The following is a 17,738-nucleotide window of genomic DNA, read 5'->3' as shown; positions in this document are numbered from 1 at the left end:
CGGCACGAGCCGACGCCCAAGGAACCGGAATCCGAATGTCGCAGCAAACCACCATCCGCAAGCTGGCCGCACTGGTGAACACGCCGGTCGAGAAACTGCTTGAACAGCTGTCCGAAGCGGGCATGAAGTTCAGCGATCCCGACCAGGTCGTGACCAGTACCGAGAAGGTGAAGCTCCTGGGCTTCCTGCGCCGCACCCACGGTCGTGCCGAGAAGGCCGCCGAGGATCCGGTCGCCCCCAAGAAGATCACCCTGCAGCGCAAGAGCACGCTCACCGTGGGCGGCGGCCGCAACAAGCCGACCGTCGACGTCGTGGTGCGCAAGAAGGTCACGCTCAAGCCCGAGGACGCTGCATCCGGCGCCCGCAGCGGCGGTGGCGTCGACGACGAGCGCGCCGAAATCCTGCGCAAGCTCGAGGAGTCGCGCCAGCGCAACCTCGACGAGCAGCAGCGCCTGGCCGAGGCCGACCGCCGCCGCGTCGAGGAAGCCGAAGCCGCCAAGCGGCTGGTTGCCGAGCAGGAAGCCGACCGCGTCCGCAAGGAAGCCGCCGCGACCGCGTCCGCGGTCGAGGAAACCCCGCGCAAGGCGCATGGCCATGGCCATCCCAAGCCGGCCGTGCCGCCGCGCGACGACCGCGCCGCGAACAAGGGCAAGCCCAACCGCGGCTCGCACGCGATGGTCGCCGGCGTCGAGGACGACGACAGCGCCGCGCGCTTTGCCGGCCAGTTGCACCTGTCGCCCGCCGACCGTGCACGTCGCGGCGCCGGCGCCTCGCGCTCGAAGGGCCGCCAGCAGCAGCGCGGCCGCCAGCCCGACCAGGCGCGGACCGGGACCGGCTTTACCCGTCCGACCGCGCCGGTGGTGCGCGAAGTCGCGATCGGCGAGGCGATCACCGTGGCCGACCTTGCGCAGAAGCTCGCGTTGAAGGGCGGCGACGTGGTCAAGGCGCTGTTCAAGATGGGCGTCATGGCGACCATCACCCAGTCCATCGACCATGACACTGCGGTGCTGGTGACCGAAGAACTCGGCCACACGGCCATCCGCGCCGATGCCGACGATGCGGAAAGCGAGCTGCTCGCCCACGTCGAGGACGTGCAGGGCGACCAGACCCAGCGTCCGCCGGTGGTCACCATCATGGGTCACGTCGACCATGGCAAGACCTCGCTGCTGGACTACATCCGCCGCACCAGGATCGCCACCGGCGAGGCCGGCGGCATCACCCAGCACATCGGCGCGTACCACGTCGAGACTGCCAAGGGCGTCATCAGCTTCCTCGACACCCCGGGCCATGCCGCCTTCACCTCGATGCGCGCGCGCGGCGCCAAGCTCACCGACATCGTGGTGCTGGTGGTCGCGGCCGACGACGGCGTGATGCCGCAGACGGTCGAGGCGATCCAGCACGCGAGGGCGGCCAAGGTGCCGCTGATCGTGGCGATCAACAAGATCGACAAGTCCGAGGCCGACCCGTCGCGGATCAAGAACGAGCTGCTCGCGCACGACATCGTGGCCGAGGACTTCGGCGGTGATACGCAGATGGTCGAGCTGTCGGCCAAGACCGGCGACGGCGTCGACGACCTGCTGGAAGCGATCAGCATCCAGGCCGAGGTGCTCGAACTCAAGGCGATGTCCGAGGGCCGCGCCAGCGGTACGGTCATCGAGTCCTCGCTGGACAAGGGCCGCGGCCCGGTGGCCACGGTGCTGGTGCAGCAGGGCGCGCTCAACAAGGGCGACTTCCTGGTCTGCGGCGTCGAGTACGGCCGCGTGCGCGCACTGTTCGACGAGACCGGCGGCCAGGTGCCGTCGGCCGGGCCGTCGATCCCGGTGCAGGTGCTCGGCCTGTCCGGCGTGCCCGATGCCGGCGACGACTTCGTGGTCGTCGACGATGAGCGCCTGGCCCGTGAAGTCGCGCAGCAGCGCGAGGCCAAGCGCCGCGAAACGCGCCTGGTGCAGGCCGCGGGCAACCGCATGGAAGACATCATGGCGCAGATGGGCGGCGGCCAGCAGCTCGAGCTGCCGCTGGTCATCAAGGCCGACGTGCAAGGTTCGGTGGAGGCGCTGCGCCAGGCGCTGACCGCGCTGTCCAACGACGAGATCCGGATCAACATCATCCGTTCCGGCGTTGGCGGCATCACCGAGTCCGACGCCAATTCGGCGGCGACGTCCAAGGCCACGATCATCGGCTTCAACGTCCGTGCCGATGCGTCGGCACGCAAGGTGGTCGACACGCACGGCCTCGACCTGCGCTATTTCTCGATCATCTATGACGTGATCGACCAGGTGAAGCAGGTGGCGTCCGGCATCCTGGGCGTGGAGATCCGCGAGGAGATCATCGGCACCGCCGAGGTCCGCGAGGTGTTCCGCAGCTCCAAGTTCGGCGCCGTGGCCGGCAGCATGGTCATCGAGGGCGTGGTCCGCAGGAACAAGCCGATCCGCGTGCTGCGCGACGAAGTGGTCATCTTCGAGGGCGAGCTGGAATCGCTGCGCCGCTTCAAGGAGAACGTCGACGAGGTGCGCGTCAACACCGAGTGCGGCATCGGCGTGAAGGCCTACAACGACATCAAGCCGGGCGACAAGATCGAGTGCTTCGAGCGCGTCGAAGTGCAGCGCACCCTCTGATGGCGCAGAAGTCCTTCCATCGCACCGACCGCGTGTCCGCCCAGCTCCGCAGGGAGCTGGGTACGCTGGTCCGCGAGGCGGTGGCCGAGCACGGCCTGCCGTCGGTGAGCGTTTCGGACGTCGAGGTGACCCGCGACATGGCGCACGCCAAGGTCTGGGTCACCGCGCTGCAGTCCGAGCGCGCCCTCGAGGCCGTCAAGGGCCTCAAGGCGGTGGCGCCCGAGGTGCGCTACCGGCTGGCGCGCGCGGTGAAGATGCGCCACGTGCCCGAGCTGCACTTCCATTACGACGACTCCGTCGATCGCGGCGAGCGCATCGACAACCTGCTGCGCGACCTGCCCGACGCGCCGGCCGAAGACTGAGTTCCCGGCCGCCTGGCGGTCCGATGATCCGATGACTGCCCGCGCGCGCACCAGATTCCGCAAGCTCGACGGCATCCTGCTGCTCGACAAGCCGCGGGGCCCGAGCTCCAACCAGGCGCTGCAGCGCGCGCGCCACCTGTTCCGCGCCGAGAAGGGCGGCCATACCGGCAGCCTCGATCCGCTCGCCACCGGCCTCCTGCCGCTGTGCTTCGGTGAAGCGACCAAGATCGCCGGCGGCCTGCTCGGCGCACGCAAGGCCTATGACGCGGTGGCGCGGCTGGGCCAGGTCACCGACACCGACGACGCCGAAGGCGAGGTGCTGCGCGAGCGGCCCGTCCCCCTGCTCGACATCGCCACCATCGATGCGGCCCTTGGCCCGCTCACCGGCCGCATCCAGCAGCGCCCGCCGATCTACTCCGCGCTCAAGCGGGGCGGGGAGCCGCTGTACGCCAAGGCACGCCGGGGCGAGGACGTGGAGGTCGAGCCACGCGAGGTCGAGGTCCACGAATTCAGCCTGCTCTCGGCTGCCGACCTCGTCGACGCCGCCGAAGGCGTGGCCCCCGGCAACATCCTGCGCCTGCGCGTGGAGTGCGGCTCGGGCACCTATGTCCGCAGCCTGGTCCGCGACCTCGGCGAGGCGCTCGGCTGCGGGGCGCATGTGGCCGAGCTGCGCCGGCTCTGGGTCGACCCGTTCAGGAACCCGCGGATGTGGAGCTTCGCCGAGCTCGAGGCGCTGGCCGAGCGCGGCGAGTCCAGCCTGGAGGCCTGCCTGCTGCCGCTGGAATCGGGCATGGCCGCGTGGCCCCGGGTGGAGATCGACGCATCGGCGGCCGCCGGCTTCGCCTACGGGCAGGGGACGGACGGCGCCGCGGGCGCCGCCGGCGAAGTGGCCATATTCGGCCCGGAAGGCCGGGTGCTCGGCCTGGGCCTGCGCGACGGCGAGGGCGGGTTGCGCCCGCGGCGCATGTTCAGCTGGGCCTGCGCCCAGCCCGGCCCGCGGAACCCCCGGGCCGGCTGAGTCCGCCTTGTCCGGCCCGGCCGCGGCGCGTTACAATTCGAAGGCTTATTTCCAAGCAGCCGACGGCCGGGGCACCGGTCGCCACGGCATCCACAGCAAGCGGCGGTTCTCGCGGTGCGTCCTTCCTGCCATGCGCACGAAGGGGTTCCTGCGGTCCACGCATCACCCAGGGCGACAGCATGACCATCGACACCAGCAAGATCATCGAAGACAACAAGCGCGGCGAGAACGACACCGGCTCCACGGAAGTCCAGGTGGCGCTGCTCACCGCGCGCATCGTGCACCTGACCGAGCACTTCAAGGTGCACAAGCAGGACCACCACAGCCGCCGCGGCCTGCTGAAGATGGTCAACCAGCGCCGCAGCCTGCTCGACTACCTGCACCGCAAGGACGTCGGCCGCTACAAGGCGCTGATCGAGAAGCTCGGCCTGCGTCGCTGATCCACACCCCGCCGCGGCGCAGAAATGCGCCGCGGTTCTTTTTCCGGCGCGTTGCAGGCGCGCCACCCGGCCGGGGCAAGGGCCCACGCCGGTTCATCGCAAGACGCACCAAGGAATTCACAACGTGGCAAAAGTTACCAAGAGCTTCCAGTACGGCGAGCGCACCGTCACCATCGAGACCGGCGAGATCGCCCGCCAGGCCGGCGGCGCGGTCATGGTCTCCTGCGACGGCACCGTGCTGCTGGTTTCCGCGGTCGCCAACAAGACCGCCCGTGAAGGGCAGGATTTCTTTCCGCTGACCGTCGACTACCAGGAGAAGTTCTACGCGGGTGGTCGCATCCCCGGCGGCTTCTTCAAGCGTGAAGGACGCCAGACCGAGAAGGAAACGCTGACCTCGCGCCTGATCGACCGCCCGATCCGCCCGCTGTTCCCCGACGGCTTCCGCAACGAAGTCCAGATCATCGCCACCGTGATGTCGATGAATCCGGAGATCGACGGCGACATCCTCGCGCTCATCGGTGCCTCGGCCGCGCTGTCGCTCTCGGGCGCGCCGTTCGACGGCCCGATCGGCGCCGCCAAGGTCGGTTACAAGGGCGGCCAGTACCTGCTCAACCCGACCGTGTCGGAGCTCAAGGAGTCCGACCTCGAACTCGTCGTCGCCGGTACCGCCAACGCGGTGCTGATGGTCGAGTCCGAAGCCAACGTGCTGTCGGAAGAGGTGATGCTGGGTGCCGTGATGTTCGGCCACAAGGCCATGCAGGCCGCCATCGCCACGATCAACGAGCTCGTCGCCGAAGCCGGCAAGCCGAAGTGGGAATGGACCGCTCCGGCCGCCGACGAGGGCCTGGTGTCCGCGCTGCGCACCGCCATCGGCGAGCAGCTCGCGGGCGCCTTCCAGGTGCGTGACAAGCTCGAGCGCCGCGACACCATCTCCAAGGTCAAGAAGGCGATCCTTGACGCCCTGTCGCCGCAGGCCGAGGCCAATGCCTGGACCTCGAGCGCACTCTCCAAGGAGTTCGGCGAGCAGGAATACCAGACCATGCGCGACTCGGTCCTCAAGACCAAGGTCCGCATCGACGGCCGCGCGCTCGACACCGTGCGCCCGATCGCCAGCCGCGTCGGCATCCTGCCGCGCGTGCACGGCTCCTCGCTGTTCACCCGTGGCGAGACCCAGGCGATCGTGGCGGTCACGCTGGGCACCGCCCGCGACGGCCAGGTGATCGACGCCGTCTCCGGCGAGTACAAGGAACACTTCCTGTTCCACTACAACTTCCCTCCCTACTCCGTGGGTGAAGCCGGCCGCATGATGGGCCCGAAGCGCCGCGAGATCGGCCACGGCCGCCTGGCCAAGCGCGGCGTGCTCGCCGTGATGCCGACGATGGAAGAGTTCCCGTACACCATCCGCGTCGTGTCCGAGATCACCGAGTCGAATGGTTCGTCCTCGATGGCGTCGGTCTGCGGTTCGTCGCTGGCGCTGATGGACGCGGGCGTGCCGATCAAGGCGCCGGTCGCGGGCATCGCGATGGGCCTGGTGAAGGAAGGCGACGACTTCGTCGTGCTGTCCGACATTCTCGGCGACGAGGACCACCTGGGCGACATGGACTTCAAGGTGGCCGGTACCGAAGCGGGCATCACCGCCCTGCAGATGGACATCAAGATCCAGGGCATCACCGAAGAGATCATGAAGGTGGCGCTGGAGCAGGCCAAGCATGGCCGCCTGCACATCCTGGGCGAGATGGCCAGCTCGCTGACCACCGCGCGCTCGGAGCTGTCGGACTTCGCGCCGCGCCTGATCACCATCAAGATCCACCCCGACAAGATCCGCGAAGTGATCGGCAAGGGCGGCTCGGTCATCCAGGCGATCACCAAGGAGACCGGCACCCAGATCGACATCCAGGACGACGGCACGATCACCATCGCGTCGGTCGACGCCGCCGCCGGCAAGGCCGCCAAGGACCGCATCGAGCAGATCACCTCCGACGTCGAGCCGGGCCGGATCTACGAGGGCAAGGTCGTCAAGCTGATGGACTTCGGCGCCTTCGTGACCATCTCCCCCGGCAAGGACGGCCTGGTGCACGTCTCGCAGATTTCCAACGAACGCGTCGAGAAGGTCGGCGACGTGCTCAAGGAAGGCGACGTGGTCAAGGTCAAGGTGCTGGAAGTCGACAAGCAGGGCCGCATCCGCCTGTCGATGAAGGCCGTCGAGGAAGGCGAGGGCACCCCGGCCGAGTAAGCCGGAAGTCCGCAGGCGCCATCGCGCCGTGCAGCATCAGGGAAAGCGGGCTTCGGCCCGCTTTTTCTTTGTGCTTCTCCGGCGTACGGGAGAACTCGAACGAGGCACTCTTCCAGGATCCAGGGTCCCACTTCGCCCGGAACGTCGCCCGGCGGGGTGGCTGGCGGGGTGGCTGGCGGTGCTGCGATGCCTGCTGCCGCTCATGTCCCCCGGCTTCGGCCTTGCGGCCAAAGCCTCCTCCTTGACTTCCCGTCAGCAGGCATCGCACCGCAGTTCGGAGCGGTTCGGCCGCTGGCCGTTGTACGCAGGGCACAGGGCACAGGGCACAGGGCACAGGGCACGTAGCGGGAAGTCCAGGAGGAGATGCCGGCCCGCAGGCCGGCACCGGGGGACATGAGCGGCAGCAGGCCATGCGTCGAAGCGCCGCGACGCTGCACCGGGCGCCTCCCCCACCTGGGAACTGAACCTTCCCATCGGCGAAGGCGCGTCGGAGACGGGCGTCCTGGCCAGCGCCGGCGTCAGCCCCCGAGGACCCGGATTCGCGTGCGTGGCCCCGGCGGCCTGCCGTAGACCGGCGGTTGGTCCTGGCCCTGGACGATGCCCAGCGGGGCGTAGCCCGCGTACTGCGGAAACACCTGGCCCAGCCGGTTGTTGCCCATGCGGCGGATGAGCAGTTCCGAGAACACCTGGCGATAATCCGTGGTCACCGGCAGGTCTCCGAACCAGGGCGCGAGCACCTCGGGGTCCAGGCCGGGCCAGGTGCCGTAGAAACGGCGGCCGTTGACGGTGTCGCCGAGCACCAGCAGCGGATTGCCGTAGCCGTGGTCGGTGCCGCCGCTGCCGTTCTGGCGCACGCGGCGGCCGAATTCCGACTGCACCACGACCGTCACCCGCGAGGACTCGCCGCCGGCGGCCATCTCGACGTAGAACGCGGTCAGGGCTTCGGAAAGCTCGCTGATCTTGTTCTGGTAGTAGTGGTAGCCGCTGCCCGCCGTGCCCTGTCCCTCGTGCGTATCCCAGCCGCCCAGGTCCAGGGTGGCGTAGCGCAGGCCGGTGCCGAAACGGATCGCCTGCGCCACGGTCCAGAGCTGGCGGGCGAAGGTGCTGGTGGGCCAGCCCGCCGGCAGCGTGGCCGCGAAGGGCAGCTGGCGGATGCGGCGCAGCGCGGCCTCGGCGGCGCGCGACTGATGCTCCACGGCACTGCGCCCGGCGAGGAAGCCGGCGAGGACATCGTTCACGCCCTGCAGCCCGGCCGGCCCGCCTGGCCGCGCCTCGCGCCATTGCCAGGGTCCGTCGTTGAGCGCGAACTCGGTGGGGTTGGCCATCGACAGGGCATCCGCGGCCCCGAGCAGGCTGGCCGGCTGGCCGCTGGCCGCTGGCCACGCCCAGCAGCGGCATGTCGGCGCTGGCGCCGGCGGGATCGCTGTCCCAGGCACGGGCCAGCCAGCCGCTTCCGCCTCCGGCGCGCCCCGGGGTGCCAAGGTCGCAGTACAGCTGGGCGTCGAAGTGGCTGCGGGTCAGCGTGGTGGACATGCCGCAGGCGTGCACGATGGCCAGCCGCGACTCCTGCCACAGCGCGTGCAGGCCGCCGGCCGACGGGTGGAGGCCGAAGCCGGTGCCGGCTCCGCCCTGCAGGGTCAGCGGCAGGGCGCCATAGGCGCCGCTGGCGGCGATCGCCAGCGAGGGGCGTGCTTCCTCGTAGTGGCCGCGGTCATTGCCGCCGACCGGGACCACCAGGTTCAGGCCGTCGATGCCGCCACGCAGGAAGACGTGGACCAGGGTGTCGTGCGGCGTGCCGGCGATGGCTGGCTGAGCGTAGAACATCGACGGGGCAATGCCGGCGATGGCGGCCGTGGCGCAGCAGCCCTTGAGGAAGGCGCGGCGCGAGAGCGGATGGTCGGCCATGTCGGGTCCTCAGCGGGTGGCGAATTCGGGCGACATCAGCAGCAGCGAGACCATGCTGCGCAGGCGGTCGTGGTTGTAGTGCGCGCGCAGGTCGCTGCCGCTCCAGGCATTGCTGTCGGCGATGACATAGGACGCCGCGGCGCCCTGGCCCATGAAGGCCCGCAGCGCCTGCAGCCGGGCCGGCGCGGGCGCGCGCCCCAGCAGCCGCTGGCACCAGTAGTCGACCAGGTTCGGGGCGGTCCAGCTGGCCACCCCGGCGCGGCTGTCCTCGACGATCGGCAGCAGGCGCACGTCCGCATCCGACGTCTCGGCCAGCCAGCCCAGCATCCGCCAGGCCATGCCGAAGCTGTTGGCACCCGACCAGGCATCGGCGTGGTCGGGATAGCCGTTCGGCGCCGGCCAGTCGAAGGGCAGGTGCCCGGTGGCGCCCAGCCGCCACATGAAGTCGTCGCTGCGGCCGTGCTCCGGTCGCAGGGTGAAGGGACTTGCGGCGGCGCGCAGGGTCGCGGCGATGATCTCCGCGGGACGCCGGCGCTTGCCCTGGCGGCCGTCGCGCACGTCCGGCGAGCGCAGGATGTGCCGCAGCACGACGCGGATCTGGTCCGGATCCTGCCAGTGGCTGCGGAAGAGCTGTGCCGCGCTGGCCACCAGGGATGCAGGCGGGTTGTCGCCGGCGAAGTGCCGCACGAGCTTGCGGCAGATGAAGCGTGCCACGCGGGGGTGGCTGGCGATCCGGCCCAGGACGTCGCGGCCGTCCTTCATCGCCGGCTGCGCCGGCGGCAGGTACATGCCGAGCACGGACTTCGGCCCGGCGTCGTGCCAGGCGGCGCGATAGACGAAGTTGCCGTCGTTCTCGCCCGGATACTGCCAGTGGCCGTTGCGCACCGACCAGCCGGTGAACGCCGCCGCGGTCTCGTAGACGTCGACGTCGGTATAGCCGATGGGATACGACGGATCCTCGGGGCAGGGCGGCACCTGCGCGGGACTCATGAAGCCGAGGTAGTTCTCGACGCCGAAGGTATGCAGCTCCAGCAGTTCGCGGGCGAAGTTCTCGTTGGGCCCGGCGATCGTGTTGGAGCGGTTGTCGAGGTAGTAGAGCATCGCCGTGCTGCTGGCCACCGCCTCGAGCATGGCGCGGAAGTTGCCCAGCGCATGCGCGCGGACCACGTCCCGGCTGTGGTGCACGAACACCGGGCCGACGTCGTAGTCGCTGCCGGTGACGTGGAAGTGGTCGTGCCAGAACGTCGTCATGCGCTCGTGCAGCTGCCGCCGCGAGAACGCCGCGCGCATCATCCATGCGCGCTGCGATTCCCAGGCCGGGCGCATGCGGACCTCCCACGCCGGATTGCCCAGGACGTGGTCGGCCCAGAGCTGGGTCAGGCCCTTGCCGAGCGTGCTGTAGCCGCCGGCCTGCAGCCGGTCCTCCAGCGCGGAGTCGTCGATCGCCTCCCATGCCAGCTGCTGCTCGACCAGCGCCTCGTAGCGCGCGACGTCGCTGCCACCGAGGGCGTCGAAGGCCTGCCGCGCGCCCGGGAAGATCCCGTATCCCAGGCGGCTCCACGCACGCACCCAGGCCGGTGCCGGCGGCAGGTGGAGGACGGGGTCGCGCAGGCGACGGTCGCCGTCGCCGGGCGGACCGGGTGGTGGCATGACGGGGGTGGGTCGCCGTGCGGCGCGGTCGAAGTTCCTGCCGTAGCGCTCGCGCAGCACGGCCTCGATCGAAACGCGGCCTGCGGCCGCCCTGTTGCTTGCCATGGTGTCCCCCGACGCGATGGTCCCCTGGGTGGACTATCGCCCAGGCCGGGCGCCGCGAGGTGTGACCGCCGGCAGGGATCGGACGGGCGGTCGTCGGCGTCGGCCGCCCGTCCCGGGCCTCAGACCAGGCCGAAGCCGTAGAACAGCCCGATCACCACGAACACCGCCAGCGTCTTGATGATGGTGATCGCGAAGATGTCCTTGTAGGCCTGGCGATGGGTCAGCCCGGTCACCGCCAGCAGGGTGATCACCGCGCCGTTGTGGGGCAGGGTGTCCATGCCCCCGGACGCCATCGACGCCACGCGGTGCAGGACCTCCATGGGGATCCCGGCCGCGTTCGCGTTGGCGATGAAGGTGTCGGCCATGGCCGCCAGCGCGATCGACATGCCGCCCGAGGCCGAGCCGGTGATGCCGGCCAGGGCGGTGACCGTCACCGCTTCGTTGACCAGCGGGTCCGGGATCGCGCCCAGCGCGTTGGCCACCAGCAGGAAGCCGGGCAGCGCCGCGATCACCGCGCCGAAGCCGTACTCGGACGCGGTGTTCATCGAGGCCAGCAGGGCACCGCCGATCGCCGACTTCGTGCCCTCGGCGAAGTGCGCGAACACCGTCCTCCACGCGAACACCATGACCGTCGCGATGCCGATCAGCAGCGCACCCATCACCGCCCAGATCGCGGCGATCTTCGCCACTTCCTGGATCACCGGCGCCGGGTTGCCGACGACCGCGGGGATGAAGCTGTGGCTGTCGCCGTACCAGCCCGGGATCAGCCGGGTCAGCACCAGGTTCGACACGCCCACCATCACCAGCGGCAGCAGGGCGACCAGCGGATGCGCGAGGCGTTCGCCGATGAAGGGCGCCGGCTCGTTGAGCAGGGTGGCGGCGTCACCGTAGCCTTCGCCGGCGCGCTGGGCCACGCGGCGGCGCCAGTCGAGGTAGGACAGGCCCAGGGCGAGGATGAAGATGCCGCCGAGCGTGCCCAGCACGGGCGCCGCCCAGGTGTCGGTGCCGAAGAACGCGGTCGGGATGATGTTCTGGATCTGCGGCGTGCCGGGCAGGGCGTCCATGGTGAAGGTGAAGGCGCCGAGCGCGATCGTGCCCGGGATCAGCCGCTTGGGAATGTCACCCTGGCGGAACAGCTCGGCCGCGAACGGATACACCGCGAACACCACCACGAACAGCGACACGCCGCCGTAGGTCAGCAGCGCGCAGACGATCACGATCGACAGCATCGCGCGCTGCGCGCCGACCACCTTGATCGTGGCGGCGACGATGGACTTCGAGAAGCCGGAGATCTCGATCAGCTTGCCGAACACCGCGCCCAGCAGGAACACCGGGAAGTACAGCTTGAGGAAGCCGACCATCTTGTCCATGAAGAGGCCGGTGAACATCGGCGCGACCAGCGACGGGTCGGTCAGCAGCACCGCGCCGAGTGCCGCGATCGGCGCGAACAGGATCACGCTGTGGCCGCGGTAGGCGACGTACATCAGGAAGACCAGCGCGGCGAGCACGATCAGGAACGACATGGGATGTCCTGCGGGACGGAGTGCGGCAGACAGTGTTCCCGCCGCGGGTGCGGCCCTCCCATTGTCCGAAGGTACGATGCCCACCCGCGGGGGCGGCCCCTAGGCTTGCGATCAAGGCGGCATCCGGCCGCACGCACACGCATATCCCGAGGGGAACAAGATGAAGCGAGCCAAGATCCCGCACACCGCCCTGAGCCTGGCGATCGCCCTCGGGCTGTCGTCGCCCATGGCCCTGGCGCAGGACGCCGGCGACGACACCGCGCCGCGCGCCGAAGCCCGCGACGCGACCACGCTGGGCGGCCTCACCGTCACCGCGCGCAAGCGCGAGGAGACGCTGCAGGACGTGCCGGTCGCGGTGACCGCGTTCACCCCCGAGGTGCTGGACCGGCTCAACGTGCAGGACATCGGCGACCTCGACGCGCAGGTGCCGAACCTGACCATCTACGCTGCGCGCGGCTCGAGCAGCGCCGCCACCGCCTACATCCGCGGCGTCGGCCAGTCCGACACCCTGTGGGGCGTCGACCCGGGCGTGGGCATCTATCTCGACGACGTCTACATCGCACGCCCGCAGGGCGCCCTGCTCGACGTGTTCGACGTCGGCCGCGTCGAGGTGCTGCGCGGCCCGCAGGGCACGCTGTACGGCAAGAACACCATCGGCGGCGCGATCAAGTACATCGGCCGCGAGCTGCCCAAGGAACTCGACGGCTACGCCGCGGTCACCGTGGGCAACCACGGGCAGCTGGACGTCAAGGGCGGCATTGGCGGTCCCATCGGCGGCACCGAGGCGCTGCGCGCCCGCCTGTCGGTGGCCAGCATGAACCGCGACGGCTTCGGCACCAACACCTACACCGGCCAGGACGTGAGCGACAAGGAGATCAACGCGTTGCGCTTCCAGCTGGGCGCCTTCGCCAGCGAAGCCTTCGACGTCCAGTTCGCGCTCGACTACCTCGACGACCAGTCCGGCGTGCGCGGCGCGAAGATGCTCGCGCCCAACCCGCTGGCGCCTGCGTATCCGCCGTTCGACGACCGCTACGACATCGGCAGCGCGATGGCCAACGTCAACGACACCGAGATGAAGGGCGCCTCGGCGACCGTCAACTGGCGTCCGAACGCGGACTGGGCGTTCAAGTACGTGATCGCCAAGCGCGAGTCCGACACCGAAACCAACATCGACTTCGACCTGACCCCGCTCAAGCTGGTCGACGTGCGCGCGTTCTATAGCGACAGCCAGGTCAGCCACGAGGTCCAGGCCAACTACGACGCCGGTGGCCGCCACCGCGGCGTGGTGGGCTACTACTACTTCGACGGCGAGGCCGGCGGCCAGGTGCTGAACCACTTCGCGAACCCCCTCCTGGCGCCGTCGCTGACCAACCCGCTGTACGGCGATACCCAGGGCACGGTGTTCACCGAGAGCCACGCGGTGTACGCCAACTGGACGTTCGACCTCACCGACCGCCTCGGCCTCGACGTCGGCGCGCGCTATACCGACGAGGACAAGCACGCGGTGGCGCTGAACCGCTTCTACCTCGATCCCGCCTACACCACGGTGTGGGGCACGGCGGCCAACTTCGACAAGACCGTCAACTTCAAGAACACCTCGCCGCGCGTGTCCCTGGACTACGAGGTGACGCCCGACGTCATGGTCTACGGCTCGGCCTCGCGTGGCTTCAAATCCGGTGGCTTCAACATCCGCGCCAACACCACCTCGATCCCGCGCTCGGGCGAGCCCTTCGACGACGAGCAGGTCGACAGCTTCGAGGTCGGCAGCAAGATGGCCTTCCTCGACCAGCGCCTGTTCCTCAACCTCGCCTATTTCCACAACAAGTACGAGGACATCCAGCTGTCGGTGTTCACGTCCTACACCCTGCCCGACGGCAGCCAGAGCTTCTTCGGCGACTTCACCAACGCCGGCAAGGGCACCGTGCAGGGCGTCGAGGTCGAGTACCAGTACCTGCCGACGCAGAACTGGGTGATCAGCGGCAACCTGGCGTGGCTGGACGCGGAGTACGACGAGTTCCTGAGCGGCGGCGTCGACATCGCCGACACCCAGCACTTCACCAACGCCCCGGAGTTCTCCGGCGCGCTGAACGTCGAGTACCGCACCGACCTCGCGAACGGCGGCAACCTGTCCGCGCGCGTGGGCTACAGCTACCAGTCCGAGGTGTGGCCAACCACCGACCTCAGCCCGGCGATCCGCCAGGACGGCTACGGCCTGGTCGGTGCCGGCGTGATCTGGCGCGTCAACGACACCTGGTCGTTCTCGCTCCAGGGCAGCAACCTCGCCGACAAGGAATACCGCACCACCGGCTACAACATCCCGGCCTATGGCGTGCTGACCGGCTTCTACGGCCCGCCGCGCCAGTACAGCCTGACCGCGCGCTACGACTTCTGATCCGAAGCCATCGTGACTGGCGTGCCAGCGGCCGGGACCTCCCGGCCGCTGTGCGTTTGCGCCCGGCTACTGCCGTATCCTTGCGCCGTGGACAGGGGAGCCCGGCCTTGCCGATGCGCTTGACGACAACCGGACGCCACGGAGTGGCCGCGTGAGCGTCGGCGTGGTGGTCGCCGCCGCGGCGCTGTGGCTCGCCCTGCTGTTCGGCGTCGCCCTCTATGCCGAGCGGCACCCCGGCGCGCTGGCGCGTCACTGGCGCCACGTCTACGCGCTGTCGCTGGCGGTGCACTGCACCTCGTGGACCTTCTACGGCACGGTGACCCAGGCCGCGCGCTACGGCTGGCCGCTGCCGCCGACCTTCTTCGGCGCGATCGTCTTCTACATCATCGCCTTCGGGTTCATGACCCGGCTGGTGCGGCTGGCGCGCGAGGGCAACTCGACCTCGATCGCCGACCTCATCGCGACCCGGCTCGGCAAGGACCCGTGGCTGGCCGCCGTGGTCACCCTGGTCGCGCTGCTGGGCATGGTGCCCTACGTCGCCCTGCAGCTGAAGGCGGTGACGATGAGCTTCGCCACGCTCACCAGCGCCGGCGACGTGGCCGCGGCCGTGCCGCCCTGGCGCGACGGCGCGCTCTACGTCGCGCTGGCGATGGCGGTGTTCGCGATGGCCTTCGGCACGCGCCGCGCCAGCGCCGCGGAGCACAACCGCGGCCTGGTGCTCGCGATGGCCTTCGAGTCGCTGTTCAAACTGCTCGCGATGCTGGCCCTGGGCCTGCTGGTGTGGTTCGGGCTCGGCGAGATCGACGTCACCGCGCCGCTGTCGCCGCCCGAACCGGTCGGCGGCTTCATCCCGCTGGTGCTGCTGGGCGCGCTGGCGATGTTCATCCTGCCGCACCAGTTCCATGTCGGCGTGGTCGAGTGCCGCGACGAGCGCGACGTACGCACCGCACGCTGGCAGTTCCCGCTGTACCTGGTGCTGATCGCGCTGCCGACGCTGCCGCTGGCGCGCGCCGGCACGGCGATCCTGGGCGACAGCGTGCCCTCGGACATGTATGCGCTGGCGCTGCCCGCGGCCCTCGGCCACGACGGGCTGGCGCTGTTCGCCTTCCTCGGTGGACTGAGCGCGGCCACCGGCATGGTGGTGGTGAGCACGCTCGCGCTCAGCCTGATGATCGGCAACCACTGGTTCACGCCGGGCCTCCTGCGCGGCGCGTGGGCGGTCGGACGCGGGGAGGGCGACGACCACCGTGGCGCGCTGCTGGCGCTGCGCAGGGCCGGCATCGTCGCGGTGATGCTGATGGCCTGGGCCTACAGCCGGGTGATCGCGGGCAGCGAGACCCTGGCCGACGTCGGCGCGGTGTCGTTCTCGGCGCTGGCGACGCTGGCCCCGGCGCTGTTCTGCGCGGTGTGGCGCACGCGAACGCCGGCGGCCGCGGCGACGTGGGGCGTGGTCATAGCCTTCCTGGCCTGGGCCTGGGTGATGCTGTCGCCGATGCTGGTCGAGCTGGTGGGTGGCCAGGCCGACTGGCTGCACGCGGGCCCCTGGAGCATCGCCTGGCTGGCGCCGGAAAGCATCTTCGGGCTCACCGGCTGGAGCCGGCTGGGGCGCGCGGTCGGGGTCAGCCTGTTCGTGGGCGCGGCCACCACCCTGGCGCTGTCGGCCTGGCTGTCCGCCCCCGATCGCGACGTGGCCCGCGGCTCGGACCTGCGCACGCTGCGCCAGGCCGGACGGCGCTTCCTGCCGGCGCGCACGGTGGACGAGCTGCTGCGCGGCGCGCCGGCCAGCGGCCCGGTGCCTTCGCTGATCGAAGCGCGCTTCGAGCGCGAACTCGCCGCGGTGCTGGGCAGCGCGTCGGCCCGGCTGCTGCTGGACGCGGCGCGGCGCGAGGCCGGGCCCGACCTCGACACCGTGGCCGAGATCGTCGGCGAGGCCTCGCAGGACCTGCGCTTCAACCAGCGGGTGCTCGAAGCGGCGCTTGAGAACATGAGCCAGGGCATCAGCGTGGTCGACCGGGAGCTGCGCCTGGTGGCCTGGAACCGGCGCTACGCCGAGCTGTTCGGCTATCCGCCGGGGCTGCTGCGGATCGGCGTGCCGGTGGCGGAGCTGGTGGCGTACAACCTCGGCCGCGGGCTGGTCGAAGGCGTCGACGGCCGCATCGATGCCGAGGCCGACAAGCGCCTGCGGCATATGCGCGCCGGCACGCCCTATGTCAGCGAGCGCGTGTTCCCCGACGGCGGCATCGTCGAGATCCGCGGCAACCCGATGCCCGGTGGCGGCTTCGTCGCCACCTTCACCGACGTGACCCAGTTCCGACGCACCGAGGCCGAGCTCAAGCGCAGCAACGAGACCCTCGAGCAGCGCGTGGAGGAGCGCACCGCCAGCCTGGACCTGGCGCGGCAGGAAGCCGAGCGCGCCAACGAGGCCAAGAGCCGCTTTCTGACCGCCGTCGGCCACGACCTGCTGCAGCCGCTGCACGCGGCGCAGCTGTTCACCGACGCGCTGGCCGAGCAGGTGGCGGGCACGCAGCGCGCGTCGCTGGGGCAGATCCGCGGCGCGCTCGATTCGACGACCGACCTGCTCACCGGACTGTTCGACATGGCGCGGCTGGAGGCCGGCGGCCTCGTTCCACAGCCGCGCGACTTTCCGCTGGCCGAAGTGCTCGAGCCGCTGGCCTCCGAGTTCCGCGCGCTGGCCGGCGACCGCGGCCTGGGCTTCGACCACGTGGCCACCGCGGCCTGGACGCACAGCGACCCGCAGCTGCTGCGCCGGGTGCTGCAGAACTTCCTGGCCAACGCCGTGCGCTACACCCGCGAGGGACGCGTGCTGCTGGGCGTGCGCCGCAGCGCGGGCGGGCTGCGCATCGAGGTGCATGACACCGGTCCCGGGATCGTGCCCGCGCAGCAGACGCTGATCTTCGAGGAGTTCCGCCGTGGCGATGGCGTGGGCGGGCAGGGCCTGGGCCTGGGGCTGGCGATCGCCGAGCGGATCGCGCGCCTGCTCGGTTCGCGCGTCGAGCTGCACAGCCGGCCGGGCGTCGGCACCGTGTTCGCGATCGCGCTGCCCGCGGTGCCGGCGCCGGCACAGGCGGTTCCGGCTGCAGGGCGTGGCGGGCTTGCCGGCGCGCACGTGCTGGTGCTCGACAACGATCCGATGGCCCTGGCATCGCTGTCCGACCTGCTGCAGGCCTGGGGCTGCAGCGTGGACGCCGTGGCCGGCAGCGAGGCCGCCCTGCGCGCGCACGGGCAGCGCGCGGCCGAGCTGTGGCTGCTCGACTACCACCTCGACGATGGCGATACCGGGATCCAGGCCTGGCAGCGGCTGGCGGCGCGCTACGCCGCGGTGCCGACCCTGGTGCTCAGCGCCGATGCCACCGACGCGGTGCGCCGCGAGGTCGCCGAACACGGCCTCGGCCTGCTGCAGAAGCCGGTGCGGCCGCTGGCGCTGAAGTCGATGCTGGGCCGGATGCGCATCACCCGCTCGCCCGCCGGCTGAGC

General features: G+C 70.4%; 10 protein-coding genes. 7 read left to right on the top strand and 3 right to left on the bottom strand.

Annotated features, from left to right (window positions below):
• The first annotated feature begins 35 nt into the window (after positions 1 to 35).
• From infB to pnp, 5 genes are all read left to right on the top strand, one after another.
• Positions 36 to 2,615 carry a translation initiation factor IF-2 gene (gene infB, locus JG616_RS08120; RefSeq protein ID WP_199361898.1) on the top strand — a complete coding sequence of 860 codons (2,580 nt, stop codon included), beginning with the start codon at positions 36 to 38 and terminating at the stop codon, positions 2,613 to 2,615.
• Complete coding sequence (gene rbfA, locus JG616_RS08115; RefSeq protein ID WP_199361899.1) at positions 2,615 to 2,977, top strand: 30S ribosome-binding factor RbfA; 363 nt, start codon at positions 2,615 to 2,617, stop codon at positions 2,975 to 2,977. The genes infB and rbfA overlap by 1 nt, the downstream gene beginning before the upstream one ends.
• 31 nt (positions 2,978 to 3,008) lie before the next feature.
• The gene (gene truB / locus JG616_RS08110; RefSeq protein WP_199361900.1) at positions 3,009 to 3,995 is read left to right on the top strand and encodes a tRNA pseudouridine(55) synthase TruB; all 987 of its coding nucleotides are present in this window, start codon (positions 3,009 to 3,011) and stop codon (positions 3,993 to 3,995) included.
• A 179-nt stretch (positions 3,996 to 4,174) separates the two neighbouring features.
• The gene (gene rpsO, locus JG616_RS08105; protein ID WP_199361901.1) at positions 4,175 to 4,435 is read left to right on the top strand and encodes a 30S ribosomal protein S15; all 261 of its coding nucleotides are present in this window, start codon (positions 4,175 to 4,177) and stop codon (positions 4,433 to 4,435) included.
• Positions 4,436 to 4,559: 124 nt separating this feature from the next.
• Complete coding sequence (pnp, locus tag JG616_RS08100) at positions 4,560 to 6,668, top strand: polyribonucleotide nucleotidyltransferase (protein ID WP_199361902.1); 2,109 nt, start codon at positions 4,560 to 4,562, stop codon at positions 6,666 to 6,668.
• Between the two features lie 518 nt (positions 6,669 to 7,186).
• Here pnp and JG616_RS08095 read toward each other — a convergent pair.
• From JG616_RS08095 to JG616_RS08080, 3 genes are all read right to left on the bottom strand, one after another.
• The gene (locus tag JG616_RS08095; protein ID WP_199392273.1) at positions 7,187 to 7,993 is read right to left on the bottom strand and encodes a DUF1501 domain-containing protein; all 807 of its coding nucleotides are present in this window, start codon (positions 7,991 to 7,993) and stop codon (positions 7,187 to 7,189) included.
• 589 nt (positions 7,994 to 8,582) lie between these two features.
• Positions 8,583 to 10,328, bottom strand: a complete 1,746-nt coding sequence (locus tag JG616_RS08085) for a DUF1800 domain-containing protein (RefSeq protein ID WP_199361908.1) — start codon at positions 10,326 to 10,328, stop codon at positions 8,583 to 8,585.
• Between the two features lie 119 nt (positions 10,329 to 10,447).
• Entirely contained in the window at positions 10,448 to 11,851 is a 1,404-nt protein-coding gene (locus JG616_RS08080; RefSeq protein WP_199361909.1) for a GntP family permease, read from the bottom strand.
• A gap of 160 nt (positions 11,852 to 12,011) precedes the next feature.
• Here JG616_RS08080 and JG616_RS08075 point away from each other — a divergent pair, with 160 nt between their 5' ends.
• Entirely contained in the window at positions 12,012 to 14,243 is a 2,232-nt protein-coding gene (locus JG616_RS08075) for a TonB-dependent receptor (protein ID WP_199361910.1), read from the top strand.
• Between the two features lie 151 nt (positions 14,244 to 14,394).
• Positions 14,395 to 17,736 (top strand): PAS domain-containing hybrid sensor histidine kinase/response regulator, encoded by a 3,342-nt coding sequence (locus tag JG616_RS08070; RefSeq protein ID WP_199392272.1) that lies wholly within the window; start codon positions 14,395 to 14,397, stop codon positions 17,734 to 17,736.
• Positions 17,737 to 17,738 lie beyond the last annotated feature (2 nt).

It is taken from the genome of Luteimonas sp. MC1895 (genome assembly GCF_016457215.1).
GTDB lineage: Bacteria > Pseudomonadota > Gammaproteobacteria > Xanthomonadales > Xanthomonadaceae > Luteimonas.
This window is presented reverse-complemented; position numbering and strand designations above follow the sequence as displayed.